Origin of the sequence: Halodesulfovibrio sp. (assembly GCF_015482765.1) — a bacterium.
Lineage (GTDB): Bacteria > Desulfobacterota > Desulfovibrionia > Desulfovibrionales > Desulfovibrionaceae > Halodesulfovibrio.
The window spans coordinates 1-18,931 of record NZ_JADMLB010000042.1 but is presented as its reverse complement, the minus strand read 5'-3'; the positions used below and the strand labels follow the sequence as shown (position 1 = coordinate 18,931).

General features: G+C 47.0%; 12 protein-coding genes and 5 tRNA genes. 9 read left to right on the top strand and 8 right to left on the bottom strand.

Annotation, left to right across the window (positions count from 1 at the left end; translation table 11 throughout):
• Positions 1-93 precede the first annotated feature (93 nt).
• Positions 94-1,590 (top strand): hypothetical protein, encoded by a 1,497-nt coding sequence (locus QZY95_RS06445; RefSeq protein WP_290920831.1) that lies wholly within the window; start codon positions 94-96, stop codon positions 1,588-1,590.
• 89 nt (positions 1,591-1,679) lie between these two features.
• Here the strand turns inward: QZY95_RS06445 and QZY95_RS06440 are convergent, their stop codons facing one another.
• The 6 genes from QZY95_RS06440 to QZY95_RS06415 all read right to left on the bottom strand — a co-directional run bounded on the left by QZY95_RS06440 (position 1,680) and on the right by QZY95_RS06415 (position 11,821).
• Positions 1,680-1,949 carry a hypothetical protein gene (locus tag QZY95_RS06440; RefSeq protein WP_290920827.1) on the bottom strand — a complete coding sequence of 90 codons (270 nt, stop codon included), beginning with the start codon at positions 1,947-1,949 and terminating at the stop codon, positions 1,680-1,682.
• A gap of 220 nt (positions 1,950-2,169) precedes the next feature.
• On the bottom strand, positions 2,170-3,267 hold the full coding sequence (locus QZY95_RS06435; RefSeq protein ID WP_290920823.1) for a nitronate monooxygenase family protein: 1,098 nt from the start codon (positions 3,265-3,267) through the stop codon (positions 2,170-2,172).
• Positions 3,268-3,395: 128 nt separating this feature from the next.
• Positions 3,396-6,293 (bottom strand): PD-(D/E)XK nuclease family protein, encoded by a 2,898-nt coding sequence (locus tag QZY95_RS06430; RefSeq protein WP_290920819.1) that lies wholly within the window; start codon positions 6,291-6,293, stop codon positions 3,396-3,398.
• Between the two features lie 2 nt (positions 6,294-6,295).
• The gene (locus tag QZY95_RS06425; protein ID WP_290920817.1) at positions 6,296-9,496 is read right to left on the bottom strand and encodes a UvrD-helicase domain-containing protein; all 3,201 of its coding nucleotides are present in this window, start codon (positions 9,494-9,496) and stop codon (positions 6,296-6,298) included.
• A gap of 65 nt (positions 9,497-9,561) precedes the next feature.
• Entirely contained in the window at positions 9,562-10,350 is a 789-nt protein-coding gene (gene blaOXA, locus QZY95_RS06420; protein WP_290920813.1) for a class D beta-lactamase, read from the bottom strand.
• Between the two features lie 133 nt (positions 10,351-10,483).
• Positions 10,484-11,821, bottom strand: a complete 1,338-nt coding sequence (locus QZY95_RS06415; RefSeq protein WP_290920810.1) for an ATP-dependent 6-phosphofructokinase — start codon at positions 11,819-11,821, stop codon at positions 10,484-10,486.
• Positions 11,822-12,221: 400 nt separating this feature from the next.
• Between QZY95_RS06415 and pdxA the strand changes: the two genes are divergently transcribed.
• The 3 genes from pdxA to nagZ all read left to right on the top strand — a co-directional run bounded on the left by pdxA (position 12,222) and on the right by nagZ (position 16,151).
• On the top strand, positions 12,222-13,229 hold the full coding sequence (gene pdxA / locus QZY95_RS06410) for a 4-hydroxythreonine-4-phosphate dehydrogenase PdxA (protein ID WP_290920807.1): 1,008 nt from the start codon (positions 12,222-12,224) through the stop codon (positions 13,227-13,229).
• A gap of 107 nt (positions 13,230-13,336) precedes the next feature.
• Entirely contained in the window at positions 13,337-15,004 is a 1,668-nt protein-coding gene (locus tag QZY95_RS06405) for a hydantoinase/oxoprolinase family protein (RefSeq protein ID WP_290920804.1), read from the top strand.
• A gap of 1 nt (position 15,005) precedes the next feature.
• Positions 15,006-16,151: a beta-N-acetylhexosaminidase gene (nagZ, locus tag QZY95_RS06400; protein WP_290920802.1), complete on the top strand. Its 1,146-nt coding sequence runs from the start codon at positions 15,006-15,008 to the stop codon at positions 16,149-16,151.
• Between the two features lie 211 nt (positions 16,152-16,362).
• On the opposite strand, the gene QZY95_RS06395 is transcribed toward nagZ, so the two are convergent.
• Positions 16,363-17,037, bottom strand: coding sequence for a VTT domain-containing protein (locus QZY95_RS06395; protein ID WP_290920799.1), 675 nt, complete (start codon positions 17,035-17,037; stop codon positions 16,363-16,365).
• 92 nt (positions 17,038-17,129) lie between these two features.
• Complete coding sequence (locus QZY95_RS06390; protein WP_290920797.1) at positions 17,130-17,855, bottom strand: glycosyltransferase family 2 protein; 726 nt, start codon at positions 17,853-17,855, stop codon at positions 17,130-17,132.
• Between the two features lie 156 nt (positions 17,856-18,011).
• Here QZY95_RS06390 and QZY95_RS06385 point away from each other — a divergent pair.
• The 5 genes from QZY95_RS06385 to QZY95_RS06365 all read left to right on the top strand — a co-directional run bounded on the left by QZY95_RS06385 (position 18,012) and on the right by QZY95_RS06365 (position 18,797).
• Positions 18,012-18,088: transfer RNA gene (locus QZY95_RS06385), tRNA-Met, on the top strand.
• Positions 18,089-18,102: 14 nt separating this feature from the next.
• Positions 18,103-18,179, top strand: a tRNA-Trp gene (locus QZY95_RS06380).
• Positions 18,180-18,365: 186 nt separating this feature from the next.
• Positions 18,366-18,442, top strand: a tRNA-Met gene (locus tag QZY95_RS06375).
• Between the two features lie 14 nt (positions 18,443-18,456).
• Positions 18,457-18,533 (top strand) — tRNA-Trp (locus QZY95_RS06370).
• A gap of 187 nt (positions 18,534-18,720) precedes the next feature.
• A tRNA-Met gene (locus QZY95_RS06365) sits at positions 18,721-18,797 on the top strand.
• The last annotated feature ends 134 nt before the right edge of the window (positions 18,798-18,931 follow it).

The window sequence follows — 18,931 nt, the reverse complement described above, 5'->3', positions numbered from 1 at the left end:
TGCAAGCTGTGTATACATTGAGTCCATAACAGGGTATAGTACTGCGACTTATTGCATGCCAAGGGTTTTTCCCCCATACGGAGTGATGTTTGAATGTTGGATTCGCTTGTTGGAACAATTCTGACAGACGCACGAACTGTACTTGATGATCTGGACCCGTTCCTTCTGGAATTGGAAGTTTCTGCTGAGCGCGCTGATGCGGCGCTTCTTTCAACAATATATAATACGACACCGTTATTATCGAACGGATTTACTTTGCTGGGGCTGACTGATGCAGTGGCTCTGGTTGATTTGCTACAGCTTGTGACCGGAGCGTTCCGCAGCAAAACGCTTTCGCTTTCGTATGTTACTATTCGGGAAGTTGTCCGTGGGTTCAGTGCCCTGATTGCGTTTTTAGATAGTGCAGATTCAGAAAAAATTTCTAAGGCAAATAATGCCCTCAGCGAATTAATAAAAGAAACATGGCCAACTGAAACAGAGGCTATGCTGACCCCGCACTCGCTTTGTGATCCATTCGGTAACAAGGCTTTTGCTGTTTCCGGTCATGTTCTTTCCAGTGAATTCATCCAAGAATGTTCGTGCTACGTTTTGGAGCTTGATGAAAGCGGGGTGCTTGCCGGTACTCAGTTTACTCCTTTCTCCTTACTTCAGTTCCTGTACAAGAGCGGGCAGGTTTTAGATGTCCGGTTTGCCCCGCCGCAATCCAAAGCCTACCTTCAGGTGTTATATGCAACGGTTCTTGATGCAGAACAGTTGCAGATGGTTCTGGATATTCCTCAAGAAGCTATTTTTACGATTTCAACATCGTCTTTCTCTAGCGATTCTCCGGCATGGAGTGCGTCGGAATCTCATCTAGAAAAGGATGAGTTTGTTGCGCAGCCTTTTGAAAAGGATAACGACGAAGTTCCGTTAACTGAACCATCAGCGGATTCATCCATAGAGCAAAAGGCGACAGAGTCTCTTTCGTTGCCGTTGGATAGTGAGGAACCGCAGTCAGTTTCCTCAACTATGGCAACCTCATCGGTTGTTGATAAATTTGCCTTGCTTGAGGCCGAGTTAGAAGGCGAGCTTTTTGAGGAAGCATTAACAGCCGGAATTGAAGCGCGTTCATTAGACAAAGCGAAACAGGAGCTGCCGGAAAAAGTTGTATCTGTTTCTGAGTCCAGAGCAGAACAGCCGGAAGAATCTGAGGCGGTTGTTGCAGAGGCTCCAGTAGATGAAACATCGCGGATCGATAGTCCTGTTGATTCGGTAGAAGAATTACACGGCTTCAGCTGTGAGAGAACAGACCGTGACGTTACACTGTATGTTTCTTCCATAGCTGATATTGTCGAGGCAGAGCGGTTGCGTGCCGCTTTGTTGGAGCTACTTTCTTGTCATCTGGATATTGAGCTTGTGTTGGAGGATCCTATCCGCGGCAACCTTGAAGTTCTGCAACTACTGTTGTCTGCAGCAATGACTGCCGGACTACGGCGTCAGGCATTTCGTGTTTCCGGTGAAGGAAAAGAAAGTGTCGCTGTTTTGCTTGCAGGATGCGGTATTACTCTGGATGTGCTCAAGGCACAGGGGATCGCAGATTTTCTTGAGTAGATTTTGGGCAAAAGAAAAGGACTGCCGTCGTATACGCGATGCGTCCCCCGCCGATTGCGTATCAGGCAGCCCTCGGAGTGGTGTAAAATTTATACGCTACACTCAGAGCCTTCACTGCAATAGTTAAAAATAAATTGTCCTATCTGTGTTCCTAAATGGACACATTCAATGCCATTAAGGCATTCCTGCGCATCGTTAGGGTCAATATATGTAATTAACTCATGCTGGCGCTTGGATAGCTGGGCAACCCATGCATTGTTTTCTTGATCAAAGCGTACTGACAGATCGATTTGGTGTTTTGCAATTTCAGGGTAAAAAGAAAGAATTTTAGCACGCAAGTCTTCTGGGGTAATTTTCATGTGTGAGCTCCTTTGCTTCTTGTAATAGTAGTTGAGAGAAGGGGGCTGCACAATGTTGCTTGCTGAGAATATCAAGCACTACAACGTGTGATAATTCATTATCATGTTAAAATTGTGTGATATTCGATGTTGTGAGCAGATAGAAAAAATAATGAATATTCCATAAAAAAAGCCGTGACCAGTTGGTCACGGCTTTTTCTGTTAACAGAAAGGGAATGTTCTACTTTTTAGTAGACAGGAACTCACTCCGAAGAGAATCAATAAGTTTTCTTACAGGAATGATTTCTTTAATACGGTGTACGTTTGTACCGGAGAAGGCAAAGCCTCTGGAAAGGTTACCTTTTTTAGCATTAAGCAGTGCTGCAGCAATGCAGTACGGGCTTTGTTCGTGTGCGCAGTTGTGAATGCATTCAAATGGGCACTTGAACGGCTTTTTAAGGCCTTTACGGGAGTCTTCAACGAACTTGTTTTTAAGAGCGCGACCAGGGAGACCCACTGGGCTCTTGATAACGGTTACGTCTTCTTCGGTTGCATCAACATACGCTTGTTTAAAGCGGTCGTCAGCGTCACACTCGTCTGTTGCAACAAATCTGGTACCCATCTGTACCCCTGCTGCACCCATTTCGATGAATTTTTTAATATCTTCACCGGTATAGATGCCCCCTGCAGCGATAACAGGAATGGTTTTTCCTGATTTTGCTTCAAACTCTTTCACAGCTTCAATTACTTCACCTACCACTTTTTCAAGTGCAAAGTTCGGGTCTTCGAGCTGGTCAGCTTTAAATCCAAGATGTCCACCGGCTTTGGGTCCCTCAACCACAAAAGCGTCCGGCAGGTAATCATACTTGGATGCCCACTTTTTACAAAGAATCTTAGCAGCGCGAGCTGATGAGACGATAGGCACAAGCTTGGTGTGAGCCTTTTCCTTATGTTCCTCGTAGTACTCTTTTAAATATGCAGGTAAGTCCATAGGAAGTCCTGCACCTGAGAAGATTACATCGATCTTTTCATCAAGAGAGGTTTTAACGAGATCGGCAAAGTTTGTTAGAGCAACCATAATGTTTACTCCGAGTACACCCTTGGTCATCTCTTTTGCTTTGCGGATTTCTTTACGCATAGCACGGATGTTTGCTTCCATAGGGTTCTTGCCTACGTCAGGTTCGCTCATTCCGATCATCGCGCCAGCGATAACTCCGATGCCTCCCTCATTGGCAACGGCACTAGCAAGATTAGAAAGAGAGATTCCAACGCCCATACCTCCCTGAATAATAGGAGTCTTGGCGATAACGTCGCCAATCTTCAAGGTAGGAAATGACATGATTCAGTCCTCCAAATGCGGCGCTTCAATTCCGCATTGTGATTATATGTACTGCGCGGTGTCTCGCAGTCGGAGTACAGTAGTTAGTGTAGACTTACTGCACCCAATTATTTGCTTCACGCTATTCTTTACACAGAACAGCCCGCAGTGCAAGTGCACCATTGGCAATGACGGCCTTTTCGAGGTCGAATGATTGGTGATTTTTCTATGTGTCTTAGCATGAACTGCAGAATTAACGGGATGTGCTCTGTGATGATCTCGTCATGAAGTTCATCGTCAATTTTTTCAAAGAATAAGTGTTCCTTACCGTCTTTTTTCAATTCAACCCATCCTGCGTCGCATGTAGAGGAGAGTTGCGGGTTATGCATCATGTAGAGATATGCAGGAAGTTGCAGGTTGCTGATTTTTTCTGAAAGTTGCTCGAGGGGATCGTTTACGTCACCGTCCCATGTGCGCAATTGTGCCAGTAAAAATTCATCATTCCACAGTCCGTTATCCGGCTTGTGAATGTTTCCTGTTTTGTAATCCAGAATAACGCGGGTGTTGTCGCGAATATCAATACGGTCGGCAATACCGGCAATGGAACGCTCTTTTCCATCGACATCGATAGTTTTGATTAAGCGTTTTTCAAGAGCATCAATTTTAGCTCTAGGCTGATTGCTAAGGAATCTGCGCAACCGTTCTTTGCCTGCTGTTTCCAGCATCATAAAGGAGTCGAACGGCACTTCTTCTTTAATGTTGGATTCATGCAGCATTTCAATATAGAGTCGCTGGAGTGGTTCAGGATCAAGCTTTCCGAATTCTGTTTCTTTGTGCAGATAGCCCGTAAAGAATTTTTCCAGCACTTTATGGAAGAGGTCACCGATGGCTGCAAAATCTTCAGCTTCATTTACTTCGTCAACAGGACGCAGATTCCCGATTCGTTCCAGATAGAACTGCATTGGGCAGTTCAGGTATGTATTCAACGCAGAAGGGGAGACCGGTTTTGCCAGAAATCCTTCAATCATGGTGTTGATAGTGGCAGTGCGTTCGATAACATGATCTTCTTTCTGAATGGTAGCAACAGGATAGCTGATTCCGTGCAGCGGAGCGTCTCCGGCTTCAAGCAGCTTGCCTTGCACACATTCTTCTTTCCAAAGAAGTTCTTCTACAAAGCGGGAACGGATATGTTTTTCTTCAAAAATGCCACTGCGTTCAGAGCCTGTCTGATAGAGTACGTGGACATTTGTAGCACCGTGGATAAGGCGGTAGAAGTTGTACGCTGCAACACTTTCACGATGTCGTGCATCCGGCAGGCCAAGCATGGAGCGAAGACTGTCAGGAAGCAGCGGGTCATTCCCCGGTAACCCCGGAAGTTTGTTTTCTGTTGCATCAAGCACATACACATTTTTGAAATGCAGCAGGCGAGATTCCAGCATACCCAGTACCTGTAAGCCGGTAAGCGGGTCAGCTTCAAACGGTACACGTTCTCCGCGGATGATCTCACGCAGAATGGTAAAGAGGACGCCTTGCGAGAATTCTTCATGTGCAAGGGAGCACTCTCGAAGTGACGGAATAACTTTTCGCATAATGCGGTACATGGATTCAGCATCAATCGGGAAGCGTTCCCAAAGGTTGCCGCCGTGTTCCAGCAGAACGGTACATAAATTTGAAAGAGTATCTGCAAGCTGTGCTGGAGTGGCTATTTCTTCCCATGCTGTAATAGCGCACGTGAGAACGTTATGCAGGAGTTCCTGCATGACTTCTTCTGATGCTGCGGCATTTTCATCTCGTGTAAAAGGAATGGTAAACGGCGTGGTGTAGCTTTTCCCTCTGCGCAGCTCTTTTTCCATATTGTGCAGCGTCACGCCGAACGGTCGTTCCTCTCCGATGGTGAGCATCTTAATGTACGGGTGACGGATGAGGGAAATGATGTCTTTCCAGTAGTAGCCGTCAGCACGTTTGTTTTCCTGTAGATGGAGCACTACTTCCAAAAGTTGGAAAAGGTTGGAGCGCCAGAGTGGATAGCCCATAGAGATGTTAACGTCTTTACGCGGAAGATGATGAAGCACCGGCATCATGAGACCGGTATCCGGAAGCACTACTGCGGTATCGCTGATGGAATCCTGTGTAAGCAGTTGTTGCTCCATGGCATCCAGCTGTGAGTGTAGATCGAACCCTTCATAGAGCTGAAGATCCTGTTCACGCTCTTCAGGTGTTTCACACAAGTCAGTTCCCGCAGCCCATTCTGAAATCCATTTTCTATGTTCGCGGCATGCCCAGTGCGTTTGTCCTCCGGTTGCAAGAGCTGCATCTGAGTGAAGCATGATTGTTGCGCCGTATTCAGCGTGCAGAATGCGGAAGAGTTCTTTCTCTACTCCGGTAAGACCATAGAAACCGGCCACATATATCTTTTTGTGGGAAAGGCTCATGACAGGAGAGCTGCTTTCCTTAAGAAGTTGTAGCACACGGAAAGCATCATACCCCGGTGTAGTCCACCCGCGGGTTTCAAGTTTTTCTGTGTATGCATCATGGATGCGTCCAAGTTGCCCGAGCAGAGTTGCTGCAAACGGAACAACCTGACCTTCCATATGGTAGTAGTCTTCCGGTGTTTTGTTCTGGTTGAAAAAGTCTTCCAGCAAAGAGTTCAGGCGCATACCCCAAGGGAAAAAGCGCTGCGGATCATTTAACGGCAGTGACTGAAGAGGGCCGGAAGTGAACGTATCTTTTTTGTTAATGTCTTGAATACATTCCATTAGCAGCCCCACGCGATCAAGTACCTCAATTACGTGTGGCGGTGTTGCTTCAAGTTCACTGCGAAGCATTTGAAAGACATCACTCACCTGAAAAATTTGCGGCATGAGAAACGGTTTCGGCAGTGCTTCATTAAAGCGCAAACTGTCAGATAAATATTTTCTCGGACGTGAATGCGGGAAAATGATTAACGCGTCACCGGGATTATTGTCGGTGTCCCGAAGTACTCGTTCCATAAGACCGGAGATAAAATCGTTCTGCCAAGGGATAATGACAAATGGTTGAGTATGCATAATTAGGCTCCGGTAGAAAGAGAAACATCAACGGTTTCGCGTGAATCAAGATAGATAATTGTACCCAGCAGCGTGCAGTTGCCGTACGCAGGCATGGCATTCAGTAAGTTAAGATAGCGACGAACCTGCTGCTTGTGCGCAGGATCATGACCACCAGTTTTGTATTCAACAATAGTAATGGCGTCTGGTTCGCGAACAAGCAGGTCAGCTCTGTGCTGGTTTCCGTGTTCGTCCATGATGCCTTGCTCCGGTCGCCCGTATTGCTGCCAGACTGTGAACTGCGGAAGGGACGTGAGCCATAGCAGCATGTCTGTCAATTCTTCTTCAACTTCAGTTCTGTTTTCCATTGGAAGCGGGTATTCGCGCATGCCGTGCTGGATGGCGCGATGTACATCTTCTTTTGGATTATCGAGAACACGAAGGTGCTCAAGGCAGGTGTGCACCAGAATGCCTCGTCGGCGTTCGTCATAGATGATCTCTTCAAGCGGGTTACGGAAAATTTTTAATCGTGGCAGCCAGTGCATCGGTTTCCACGCTAGAACTTCTTCATGTTCCGGTAATACCTTGTCGGGAATATTCTCTTCTGCCGTATCAGCAGAAAGGGTACTTTCCGGTGTTTCGCCAAGGGTTATGCAGCCTTTTTCATCCATTTTATCCTGATAGTCTGCAAGGAGTACCCTCAAACTCTTAAGAAGCGGAGAGGTTCGTTCATGCGTCGGGGTGGAACTGATAACGGCGTGCAGTTCTTCAACAGGGCGTGTCCATGCAACGTACAACAAGTGAAGCTGTTCGCGGGCATCCTTGCCCACAACACGGTAGTAGTCATCTCCCAGTTCTTTACACTGCGGCACCAGAATATCTTGTCCATTAAAAGAAAACGCCTCTTGACCGGAAGGGCGCTGCTGCATCTGGTGGTGGAAAGGAATGATAACAACAGGGAATTCAAGCCCTTTGGATTTATGCATTGTCAGAATACGGATAGCATCCAGATTTTCCGGCATAGGCACTTTTTCTTCCACACCGCCTTCTTGCCAGAACGTAAGGAATGCGGACAGTGAACGCAGTCCGTTTGTTTCTGCGGTATGAACAATTTCCAAGAAGCGACGTAAGAATATTTCATCCTGAGGGAAGCGTCTGAATACCTCAAAATGTTCGAAGCCTTCACGTACAGTGTCATACGCACTCATAAGCCCTGCTTGCGAATAGAATGGAGCAATCCATTTTTCCCATGCAAGCGGATAGTCTGCTTTGAATGCGTTGAAGAGTGTTCCTGTACGTGGTGTGGCAAGCCAGTCATCCAGTTCTTTTCTGTTGATGCCTGCAAGTTCGCCAAAAAGTTCCATGCCGCTGACAACTGACCAGAAGGCAACGTCGTTCAGCGGGTAGTCTAAGAACGTAAGCAGGTTAACCATTTGTTGAATAACAGGATGGTCTGCAAGGCAGAGGCTGTTTTCTGTAATGATTGGGAAGCCCCATTCAACCAGCCAGTTGGCAAGCATATTTGCTTCGCCGTTCGTGCGAACCAGTACTGCGATGTCGCGTAATTTACGACGTTGTCGTAAGTCATCGACAAAAAGGGTTTTGAGTTCTTTTTTGACGGATTCGAAAAGTGCTTCCGTATTTTCAGCTTCAATATCGTACAGTTTTACAAGTCCGCCACTGCCTTCTTTATGCGGCGGAACTTTTTGGGCAGCACCGGAGAATCCGGAAACGATTTCTGCTGCCAGCTCTTCAACAACGTCATTGGAAGCCTTGCCGACAAGGTCATTCGCAATGCGTTTTGCTGTTTCTTCATCTTCAAGGCGGGAAAAAATGTCGTTGTTAAACAGAACAACGTTTTCGCTGCTTCGCCAGTTGTTATCCAGTGTTGTTCTTTCCGGATCTTCAGCAACGGCCTGAATAGCGTCTTCGTTGAGAATGCCGTCGAACAGATCCGAGTCACCGCCACGCCAGCCGTAAATAGCCTGTTTAACGTCCCCCACATAAACAACAGACCCTTCTTTAGCCAGACACTCTACAGCCAGTGGTTCAATTGCTTTCCATTGAGTGCGGGAGGTATCCTGAAATTCGTCGATAAGCAGGTGAGTAAGACGTGTTCCCATGCGGCAGAATGCTTCAGATGCTGCGTGCTCACCGCTGAGGACTTTCTGTGCGTAAATAGGCCATTGAGATGCCGGAATAACCCCTTTTTCTCGCTGTAGTGTTTCTACTTCAGCAGCAAGTGGTTCAGCAATATTAATGAATGGAACAAGTTCTAAAGCCTTTCGCAATATTGCTCCCTGTACTTCAAGAAGAGCAAAAGCATCGCACATATCTGCGTATGCTTTATGCAATTCACCTGACGCTTTGCCTTTGGAAGCTTTTAACACGCAGTCATCAATGGAAGGCTTTTTAGCATAGGTGGCTGAAGGCAGTTTTGATGAGAAGACAGAGAGTGCGAGGCACTTGTCGAGAAACTTGGTAAAGTTTGCAGCAGGTTTTAGCCCTTCCTCTTCAAGGAATTTTTTCACAGCATTGGTGCTGTGGCTCAGCTCTTCATGAAGAAGAACAAGCCAGCCGCGCAGGGCGTCTCCGTCGACTTCCGGAAGTTCGCCGTGTTCCAGACGATACTGCATCAGTGTATGGATTTTCTCGCGGAGTCTGTCGCCGGGGACAAATCCGTTCATGTCCGTATGGAACAGCAGGGATTCGCACGCATCCTTAAGCAGGCCGCGTTCTTTTCCCCCCTGAGAGGCGCGGATAAGCATTTGATCGTAGAGGGGATCAAAAAGGACAGCGTCGTCAAAGATCGGTTCAAAGTCTGGCGGTAACGAAAGATCAAGTGCACCGAGTCGCACAAGCATGTTTAACAGGCTATCGATGGTACGGATGTTGAGCGACGAGTAGCGCTGAAGCAGTCTGTTCACCCAGCGGTGGGCATCCTGCGGGTTCCACCCTTGTGCCGGATTTGACGGGTCAATTTGCAGGGCACATTCTTTAAGAGAGCGGATTACGCGTTCTCGCATCTCTGTCGCTGCTTTGTTGGTAAAGGTAACAGCAAGAATTTCATACCAGTTGAATGATCCGTCAGGATTGGCGAGAGCACAGGCTGTATTTTTTTCCTGTTTTTCATCCTGTGCAGCTCCGGCAAGGAGATCTAAAAATTGGCGCGTGAGAGTGTATGTTTTACCGGAGCCGGCAGCAGCTTTGATCTGTTGGAGCATAATTGATCCGTGGAAAAGAGGTGTAAGGGGAAAATTCTGGTACCTGAATTGGTTGCAGGAATACGTTACGAAATAATATTTTTTGCTTTGAGTGCTTCTAGCGTTATCTTTTTGCGGTATTGCGCGTCACTTTTTTTCTTAATGATAACGTTGGTAGCGAAATACCAAGTTGTATCTTTTGTTTCAATAAAGCCCACAAACCACCCGTGCGGTTGGGCTACTCGGTTAGCCCATCCTGTTTTTCCGTACAAGGTATATTCCGGGGTCTTTTTGAGAATGAGCAGCTGTTTGAGCATTTTTTGGTTTTCTTGAGCATATGGTAACGACTGACTTTTTACTGCCCGCAAGAAAGAAATCTGCTCAATGGCAGAGATGCCGAGATTGCCGACGAGCCAAAAATCGGTAACGTCAGGGCCGGCAATCTGGTTGCCGTAATGCGCCTCTGCAAGGTGTCTGTTGTAATTTTTCAGACCGATACGGCGTGCAAGCTCCTGATAGAACCAGACACATGAGACCGGAAAGGCTGTTTTTATTGAGTGGTCTTTATTCCATGCGGGTAAGCCCCGTTTTTTTCCGTCCCATTTTATTACTTCATGCTCGTTTGCCACAACATGTTCGTCTAGTGCGATAAGGGTGTTGAGGATTTTAAATGTTGAGGCAGGAACCAGCTGTTGTTGAGCGCGTGCATCGTTATGGATAAAAACATGCTCACCGTCTTCTGATGTCAGGACTATTGTTCCCTCAACCTTGTTGGCGTTGAAAAGGGCAGCCAACTCACTGTCTTCAGCCATGGATGGTGAAGCAAAAGAAAGCATACAACAAACGGTTACGAATAAGACCAGCATACGTGACATACGTTCTCATCCTTGTACGTTAAAAGCGGTAAGACGAAATCGCCTTACCGCCGGTTCAGGTGGTGTATGAAAAATGATGTACCCTAAAGGCAGTATGCTGTTAATACATCATAATTTGTTGAAAAGGGTAGTCTTATTTGCAGTAATGTTTTTCAAAATCAATCAGGGTTGATTGCCCAGTAGATTCCATAACAGCACGCCAGTAGTCGGACTGGGTGTTCAGTCTGCGACGCTTGCGGGTAACGAGGCGTAATGGAAGATGGACGAATCTGTCCATAAGTTTTGACACAACCATAGCGGTTTTTCCTGCCATAGCTGCATGGACAGCATTTTGTCCGAGGAATCCACAGTATACTCTGTCATTCGCATTGGCAGGAACGGAGCGGATAATGTAGCTCGGGTCGATCAGCTTCATGGCATACGGGATGCCGCGTTCGCTCATGTACGCATGAATTTCTTCTTTAAGGAATCCCATAATATCACCGAGGACTTTGTTGCCGGATGCATCTGTCAGGTTTGTGTCTGATAAGAGGTGTTGTCCTGCACCTTCAGCCACAACAATAACAGCGTGTCTTCTGCTGAGAAGACGTTTCTCCAAATTGTCCAGCAGGCCGCCTTCTCCATAGAGGGCAAAGTCTTTTTCCGGAATGAGCACAAAGTTTACCTCTTTCAGTGAAAGAGAGGCATGTGCGGCAATAAAGCCGGATTCTCGACCCATGAGTTTTACAAGGCCGATACCGTTCATAGACCCCTGTGCTTCTGTGTGGGCGCACTGGATGGCCTCGGTTGCTTTGTCTACGGCTGTTTCGAATCCGAATGTCTGCGGGATAAAGTCAATATCGTTATCAATTGTTTTAGGGACACCAATAACAGAAATTTTGAGTTTACGTTTGGTGACTTCATCCACAATAGCGCTTGCAGCTTTCATGGTTCCGTCGCCACCGATCATGAAAAGACAGCTGATATTGAGGCGTTCAAGGGCGTCTACAATCTCTTCGGTAGGCTGAGGGCCGCGTGAAGAGCCGAGAATTGTACCGCCAAGCAAATGAATGTGTGAAATCATTTGCGGGGTAAGCTCAACAACTTCGTGCCCGTATTTGGGAATAAAGCCTTCAAGACCGTATTTGATGCCGAGAACGCTGCTTACATGGTAGTTATGGAATGCGGCCATAACAATAGAGCGGATAACCTCGTTGATTCCCGGGCATAAGCCACCGCAGGTAACAATGGCACATTTGGCTTTCGGGGTATCAAAGAAGACATGCTCTCGCGGGCCTGCTTTTTCAAAACACAGCGGAATAGGTTCATCAGTAATTTCTTCATGAAGCTCATTATCCAGATAGAAATCAACACCGCGTTCGTCTGTTTCAAACTTACAGGCGGCAAGCGGAGACGGAATCTTGGCAGAGCCGAGTGTTGGAATAACTGTAGAGATTGTCAGATCGTTATAGCGTGCACGTTTTTTGGGCATTGATATGCTCCTTCACTATGGCTGTCGGGCATGTTTGAGATTAATGACAAACCCGCAGGTTGCGGCGTTACCTTTATACAATCAGATTTTGCATGGTTTACGGTATGCTTGAGTCTGATGGTGTTTTGTGTCCTGCATTGCTTAGGCATGATGCCGTTTGGCAATGCGGGCTTTCGATACTGCGTATTACTGTAAACCATAATGTACAGGGTGTTTGATGTAAGGGCAAATTTGAAAACAGAGTATGACATAATTTAGAAAAATATGTTGCATCTGGACAGGTCGAAGGAAAGCGCCTAATTTTAACCCCGCATTTCAGAATGTGGCTTTATTGTGTATAGTCCTATTCTGAATGGTGGGACATTGTCATTACTGACTATATACTTAATTCGAGTTTGTTATGCCGAAAAAAACGCTACTCATTACACTTGGTGATGCAAACGGACTGGGGCCGGAATTAGCCTGCCGTCTGTTTGGTGAAGATATCTTCATTGCGGCGAAGCGCCCGATTATCATGATCGGCTCTGCTGCTTCCCTGCTTGCACACACTGAGCGTCTTAATATGGACCCGTTCTGGGAGACCATTGAGTCTCCGAGTGATATTACCAGTAAAGCTTACGGCGTGTACCTTTATGAACCTGCATCCGTCCGTGACGTTCCTATAACTGTCGGGCAGGCTACAAAAGAGGGCGGCTTTATTGCCGGAGAATCTTTGCAGGCTGCTTGTCAGTGCATTACAGACGGTATTGCTACCGGCATGGTAACATTGCCGTTGCACAAAGCAATGTTGCAGGAAGCGGGATTTGATTTTCCGGGACATACAGAATTTTTAGCACGTTATGCAGGGCTGGCAGATGATGAAGTTTGTATGCATCTGTGCGGTGAAATTTTGCGAGTCAGCCTTGTAACAACACATCCGGCATTGCGTGATGTGCCTGACATGATTACGGAAGAGCGTCTGTTGCGTACATTCAAGCTGACAGACGAGTTTATGAAGCAGGTTGGACATGGTGAGCGTCCGATTGCTGTGTGCGGTTTAAATCCTCATGCAGGTGAATCCGGTAAGATCGGTACTGAAGATCGCGATATTGTGACCCCTGCTGTTCGTAAAGCTCAGGAAATGGGCATGAATGTCGAGGGGCCGTATCCTGCTGATACACTGTTCCACAAAGCTGCGCGTGGTGTATATTCTTCTGTTGTCGCTATGTATCACGATCAGGGGCTTGCTCCTTTGAAGCTGCTGCATTTCTCAGAAGCCGTAAACGTGACGCTTGGACTTCCGTTTGTGAGAACCTCCGTGGATCACGGTACCGGCTTTGATATTGTCGGCAAAGATATCGCTCACACAAACAGCTTCAGAGAAGCGATTCGTCTGGCAATTCTTATGCTTGAGGGCGACGAGCTGTAATCTGTTTTTTCTTTCAAAACGAACAGGGCAGACAATGACACATTACTTGGCATTGTCTGCCTTTTTTGCATACACTGAATTTCTACATACTATTACAGGAGGAGACCATGCTTATTGGTATTGATGTCGGTGGAACGCACACCGACGCAGTGGCCGTTGGGAATGGGAAAGTGGTTGCCTCTGGAAAAGTGGCTACAGTGCATGATGATTTATTGTCGTCGGTACTTGGTGCGCTTGAAATTGTACTTAAGGCTGTTTCCCCTGAAGAGGTAACCCGCCTTAATCTGTCAACTACGCTTTCAACCAACGCCATTGTGGAAGGACGAACCGATGAAGTCGGTGTTATTGTTTCTTCCGGCCCCGGTATTGATCCATATAATTTTCAGACTGGTAAATTTTACTTCCCTGTTAAAGGCTCTATTGACCATCGAGGCGAGGAAATTGCTCCGCTGGTTCATAAAGAAGTAAAAAATGCAGTTGATGAATGCGTTGCGGCGGGCGTTACCGCGTTTGCTGCTGTAAGTAAATTTTCTACCCGCAACCCTGCCCATGAAGAAGCTGTGGCAGATGCAATAGGGGCTGGCGGCTCTGTGGTGTCTCTTGGTCATCGTTTTTCCGGCCAGCTGGACTTTCCGCGACGTATTGCCACGGCGTATTACAACTCTGCGGTTTGGCGGCTCTATAATTCATTTGCTGATGCGGTAGAAGCCGGTGTGCGGGAAAAAGGTATTACTGCACCGGTGAATATTTTAAAAGCGGACGGCGGCACTATGCCTCTCGAACGCTCCCGGGAACTGCCTGTAGAGTCAATTCTCTCCGGCCCTGCGGCCAGCGTTATGGGGGTTCTGGCACAGCAGGCTCAGGAAATCGAACCGGAGAGTGATGCTGATACACTGATTCTTGATATCGGCGGAACAACCACTGATATCGCGCTGCTTGTTTCCGGTTCACCGCTTGTTGAAAAAGACGGTATTGCTGTCGGCAGCTTTCCAACTTTAGTCCACGCGTTGAAAACTCGCTCTATTGGGGTGGGTGGTGATTCTTCATTACGATATTCAGCCGGTGCGCTGCGTGTAGGCCCTGAACGTCGGGACGTCTGCATGGCGGAAGGCGGCAGTTATCCAGCGTTGATGGATGCACTTATCTACAGTGGGCATGCATCATTCGGTGATGTGGAGGCCAGCCGTAAGGGCATAGAACAGTTGGCAGAAGCATGCGGGATGAAACCCGCTGAGCTTGCTGAATCAGCTATTCAACTTGCTGTGGCAACAATATCACGCGCTGTGGGTGAGTTTATCGAAGAAGTGAACAGCACTCCCGTGTATACTATCCGTGAAATATTGAGTGGTGATACGCTGGCTCCTTCATCCGTAAGAATTATGGGCGGGCCGGCAGAAGCGTTTTGTACTCTACTGACAGAGGCTCTTGAAATCCCTGTTCAGACTGTTCCGCAGTTTGCAGTGGCAAATGCTATTGGCGCAGCAATGACAAAACCGACGTTTGAGCTGGAGCTTTTTGCAGATACTGAAGCACAGACCGTTTTTATTCCTGTTGTTGGTGAGCGGCGTCAGGTTTCCTCGCGTTACACCCTTGCGGATGCTGTTCTGGATGCAAAAGAATCGCTGATGGATTATTTTGCCCGACGTGAGTTGCCGTTGAATATCGATGATGTTCAGGTAACTGAGAAGCAGTCATTCAATATGGTGGGGGACTACGGAACTGTTGGTAGAAATATTCGCGTAAAATGTCAGATAATACCGGGAGTAGAAGTATAGTATGCTGAAACGTATAGCATGGTGTGTGCTCGCTGTTTTGCTTGCCACACAAAGCTTGGCAGCAGAGACATCACAGCAGACAGATAACAAAGTGCGTCTTAAGACTATGGTCGGACAAATGATTATGGTCGGCTTTCGTGGAGAAGGTGCTACGGCTGCACATGTTGTTTTGAAAGACATTAAACAGACTGAAATTGGCGGCGTAATTCTGTTCGAAAAGGATTTCCTCCGTCCGCAGGCTGTCCGGAATATTATCAGTAAAACTCAGGTTCGTGAGCTTATCAGCGCCTTGCAGAGTGCGGCAGATGTTCCGTTGTTTGTTGCAGTTGATCAGGAAGGCGGCAGGGTTTCACGTTTCAAGCCGTTGCATGGTTTTTCGGGAACACCTTCTGCCCAAAAACTGGGTAAAGAGGCTGTTACTGATAGCTATGCTGCTGGTGACGCAACAGGCTCATATTTAAAAGATGTTGGCGTAAATATGAACTTTGCGCCTGTTCTTGATGTGAATAGCAATCCTGAGTCACCGGCTATTGGAGCGTTAGGGCGCAGTTTCAGTTCAAAGCCGGAAAAAGTGACAGCCTATGCACATGCCTTTGCTCAAGGTTTGGCGCAGCATGGTGTGATCTCCGGGTACAAGCATTTTCCGGGGCACGGCAGTTCTCTTGCCGACTCTCATAAAGGATTACCGGATATTACAGATACATGGTCTAAGAGTGAACTTCAGCCTTATATGGACGTGTTGGGGCAAGAGCCGCTGCATGTTGTGTTAGTCGGCCATTTGTTCCATCGTAAAATGGATGCAGAGAATCCGACTTCGTTGTCATCAGCTGTGATTACAAAGCTTCTTCGTGATAAATTAAAGTATCGCGGGGTGGTGGTCACAGATGATTTGCAAATGGGAGCGATAACTAGTGAGTACGCTGTTGAAGATGCAGCTGTGAAAGCTGTTAAAGCAGGCTGCGACATAGTACTTGTGGGGAATAATTTGGAGTATGATCCTAAGGTTGCCAGTAAAGTGGCTACTGCTTTGATTTGGGCAGTGCATAATGGTGAGATTTCCGTCGAACGGATTCGGGAGTCATACGACAGGATAATGAAGTTGAAGCGGGATTCCGGCTTGCTGGTTGACCACGTATCCAAAAAGTAATTTGCTTTGTAAAGCAAAAGGGTGGAGTAAAAACTCCACCCTTTTTTTTGTACGGTATCCTGTAGTCCCAGAAGTAGCTGGCAGAATATTGTCCCTTTGTCCTGCGTTGGTCAGTTACTTACGGAAAGCTTTTCCAACGTGCGTAAACGGTAAGGGAGGAACATGTGTTCGTTAGAATTGTGTCGTACTTGGTGACTACAGGGAGCAAAATCTACGCGTCCGGTTCTAGCTGTGAAGAAAGAGCCCGATATTTTTTGTATAAGCGGAGACCTAACGCAGAGGATAAAACAAAAAGTACTGCGCTGACACTTGTACGAAGTACTGGCTCAACAGTAACGCCGCTTCCCAAAAGAGAAAAGATGATGGTTTGAGGCATGTATCCAAAAGAGGAGCCGGCTACAAACGGGAAAGGGCGGATATTGCTGACGCCTGCAACGACGTTGGTCGCAAGGTTGCTGCCTACGGGGAGTAAGCGCACGATCATAGCTGTCTGGAACGGTGAGCTTTGTAAAAAACTATTGATTCCTTGAAGGTGGTTAGGGAAACGACGGTTGATGGTTTCCTGCCCCAGAAGTCGTGCAATGGAGAAGCAGCAGATGCAACCGAGTGTTACTGCGGTGATCGCTGCCAAAAAGCCATAGAATGCGCCGAAAACATATCCTGCACAAAAAGCAGAAAGCTGGCGTGGAATTCCCATACCTGTAAGCATAGCAGCGGTGCCGATGAAAATGGCGACGCCGCGTATTCCAGTATCTCGAATATACGTATCGACCCACTCAGGTTCCAGAACCTGAGCAATGCCGAGTTTTCGCAATGTAAGAACAACTGCAACCAGCAGTCCGATGACTGCAAGGTTGATGATAAGTTTTTTTTGATTAGAAAACATAATTTCCCCTGCAATGACGAAACATACCGTCATGCAGTTGGTCTAGGGATAGAGTTTATGGTGCAACGGGATGCACTGCACAGAAGCGTAGGCTAAACGTTACGGTCTTTAATAGAGTAACGGAAGTGGCGGCTCTGCATCCAGCGGATAGCAAGAAGATCGAGGATTGTTGCTCTAGCTCTATCAAGAATGCCATATTTTGATTCACCATGCTGGCGGTGTCTGTGATTAACAGGCACTTCGGATACAGTTGCACCCTGCATTTTCATAAGAGTAGGCAGGAAGCGATGCATTCCGGTAAGCATAGGAATTTTTTGAACCAGTTCTGTGTTCATAACTTTGAGTGAACAGCCAGTATCTTTGACGGTTTCGCGGCTCAGTTTATTACGGATTGCGTTACCGATTTTGGAGGCAACTTTTTTTTGTAATGTATCCTGACGCTTTTGACGCCAGCCGATTACCATGGTGTAGCCGCGTTCGTATTCGCGAAGAAGGGCAGGGATGTCAGCAGGGTCATTCTGCAAGTCAGCATCAATGGTGACAACGACATCAGTTTTTGCTGCATCGAAACCGGCTTTGAATGCTGCGGACTGGCCACAGTTTTCAGCAAACGCCAGATATTTAGCTTCTGTATGTTCTTCGCTAAGAGCGTGGATTACGTTCAGGCTGTTGTCAGAGCTGCCGTCATCAACAAAAATTACTTGCCATTCTTTGTCGAGCGGGGAGAGTGCTTTTTTTATTTCATCAAAGAGAAGTGGAATGTTCTCCTCTTCGTTGAACACAGGAACAACTATAGATAGGGAATTAATATTTGTCATGCGCATGGTATAAGGTGATTGGTGCTGCTTGTAAATACGGATATAGTATATTCCGCTGAAGGAATGCCCGATGGCTTATTTGTGTAAAAAATAAAATTAATTGCAAAGTGCTGTTGACAGGGGGCACGAATAGGCATAGAAGCTCTCTCACGATGACGCGGGGTGGAGCAGCTCGGTAGCTCGTCGGGCTCATAACCCGAAGGCCGCAGGTTCAAATCCTGTCCCCGCTACCAATTAAAAATGATTCAGGGGTGTAGTTCCAACGGCTAGAACGCCGGTCTCCAAAACCGGATGTTGGGAGTTCGAATCTCTCCACCCCTGCCATTAATCTCTCCATAGTTTTCTATGAAGCCCTATTTAGGGTGAGATTGTTAATTGTTTGCTTGCTTTTATAGCGCAGATGGTTAAAGAAGAAATACGGATTCAGCAAAATGTCTGAATCTTTTTTTATGACTTCAAAACACGACAACTTGCAAATGTAGTCGGGTGCTGAAGATCATTATACGGTGACGCGGGGTGGAGCAGCTCGGTAGCTCGTCGGGCTCATAACCCGAAGGCCGCAGGTTCAAATCCTGTCCCCGCTACCAACTAAAAATGATTCAGGGGTGTAGTTCCAACGGCTAGAACGCCGGTCTCCAAAACCGGATGTTGGGAGTTCGAATCTCTCCACCCCTGCCATTAATCTCTTTTCATAGTTTTCTATGAAGCCTTTTAACAGGTGAGATTGTTATTTGTCTGCATGCAGTTGCAAGGTAGATGAGTAAAGAAGAAATACAGATTCAGCGACATATCTGAATCTTTTTTATGACTTCAAAACACGACAACTTACAAATGTAGTCGAGCGCTGAAGATCATTATACGATGACGCGGGGTGGAGCAGCTCGGTAGCTCGTCGGGCTCATAACCCGAAGGCCGCAGGTTCAAATCCTGTCCCCGCTACCATGATTTATTAGGACTAGCTAAATGGCTGGTCCTTTTTTTTGTATCTTTTTCTTGCCTTGTTTTGTGTCAGTTGTTTTCTTCCAGTCTCCAGTCTCCAGTCTCCAGTCTCCAGTCTCCAGTCTCCAGTCTCCAGT

Coding starts and splice junctions, on each gene's coding strand:
- QZY95_RS06440 (WP_290920827.1), bottom strand. CDS start 1,949: ATGAAAATTACCCCAGAAGACTTGCGTGCTAAAATTCTTTCTTTTTAC.
- blaOXA (WP_290920813.1), bottom strand. CDS start 10,350: ATGTCACGTATGCTGGTCTTATTCGTAACCGTTTGTTGTATGCTTTCT.
- QZY95_RS06425 (WP_290920817.1), bottom strand. CDS start 9,496: ATGCTCCAACAGATCAAAGCTGCTGCCGGCTCCGGTAAAACATACACT.
- QZY95_RS06395 (WP_290920799.1), bottom strand. CDS start 17,037: ATGTTTTCTAATCAAAAAAAACTTATCATCAACCTTGCAGTCATCGGA.
- pdxA (WP_290920807.1), top strand. CDS start 12,222: ATGCCGAAAAAAACGCTACTCATTACACTTGGTGATGCAAACGGACTG.
- QZY95_RS06430 (WP_290920819.1), bottom strand. CDS start 6,293: ATGCATACTCAACCATTTGTCATTATCCCTTGGCAGAACGATTTTATC.
- QZY95_RS06415 (WP_290920810.1), bottom strand. CDS start 11,821: ATGCCCAAAAAACGTGCACGCTATAACGATCTGACAATCTCTACAGTT.
- QZY95_RS06390 (WP_290920797.1), bottom strand. CDS start 17,855: ATGACAAATATTAATTCCCTATCTATAGTTGTTCCTGTGTTCAACGAA.
- QZY95_RS06445 (WP_290920831.1), top strand. CDS start 94: ATGTTGGATTCGCTTGTTGGAACAATTCTGACAGACGCACGAACTGTA.
- QZY95_RS06405 (WP_290920804.1), top strand. CDS start 13,337: ATGCTTATTGGTATTGATGTCGGTGGAACGCACACCGACGCAGTGGCC.
- nagZ (WP_290920802.1), top strand. CDS start 15,006: ATGCTGAAACGTATAGCATGGTGTGTGCTCGCTGTTTTGCTTGCCACA.
- QZY95_RS06435 (WP_290920823.1), bottom strand. CDS start 3,267: ATGTCATTTCCTACCTTGAAGATTGGCGACGTTATCGCCAAGACTCCT.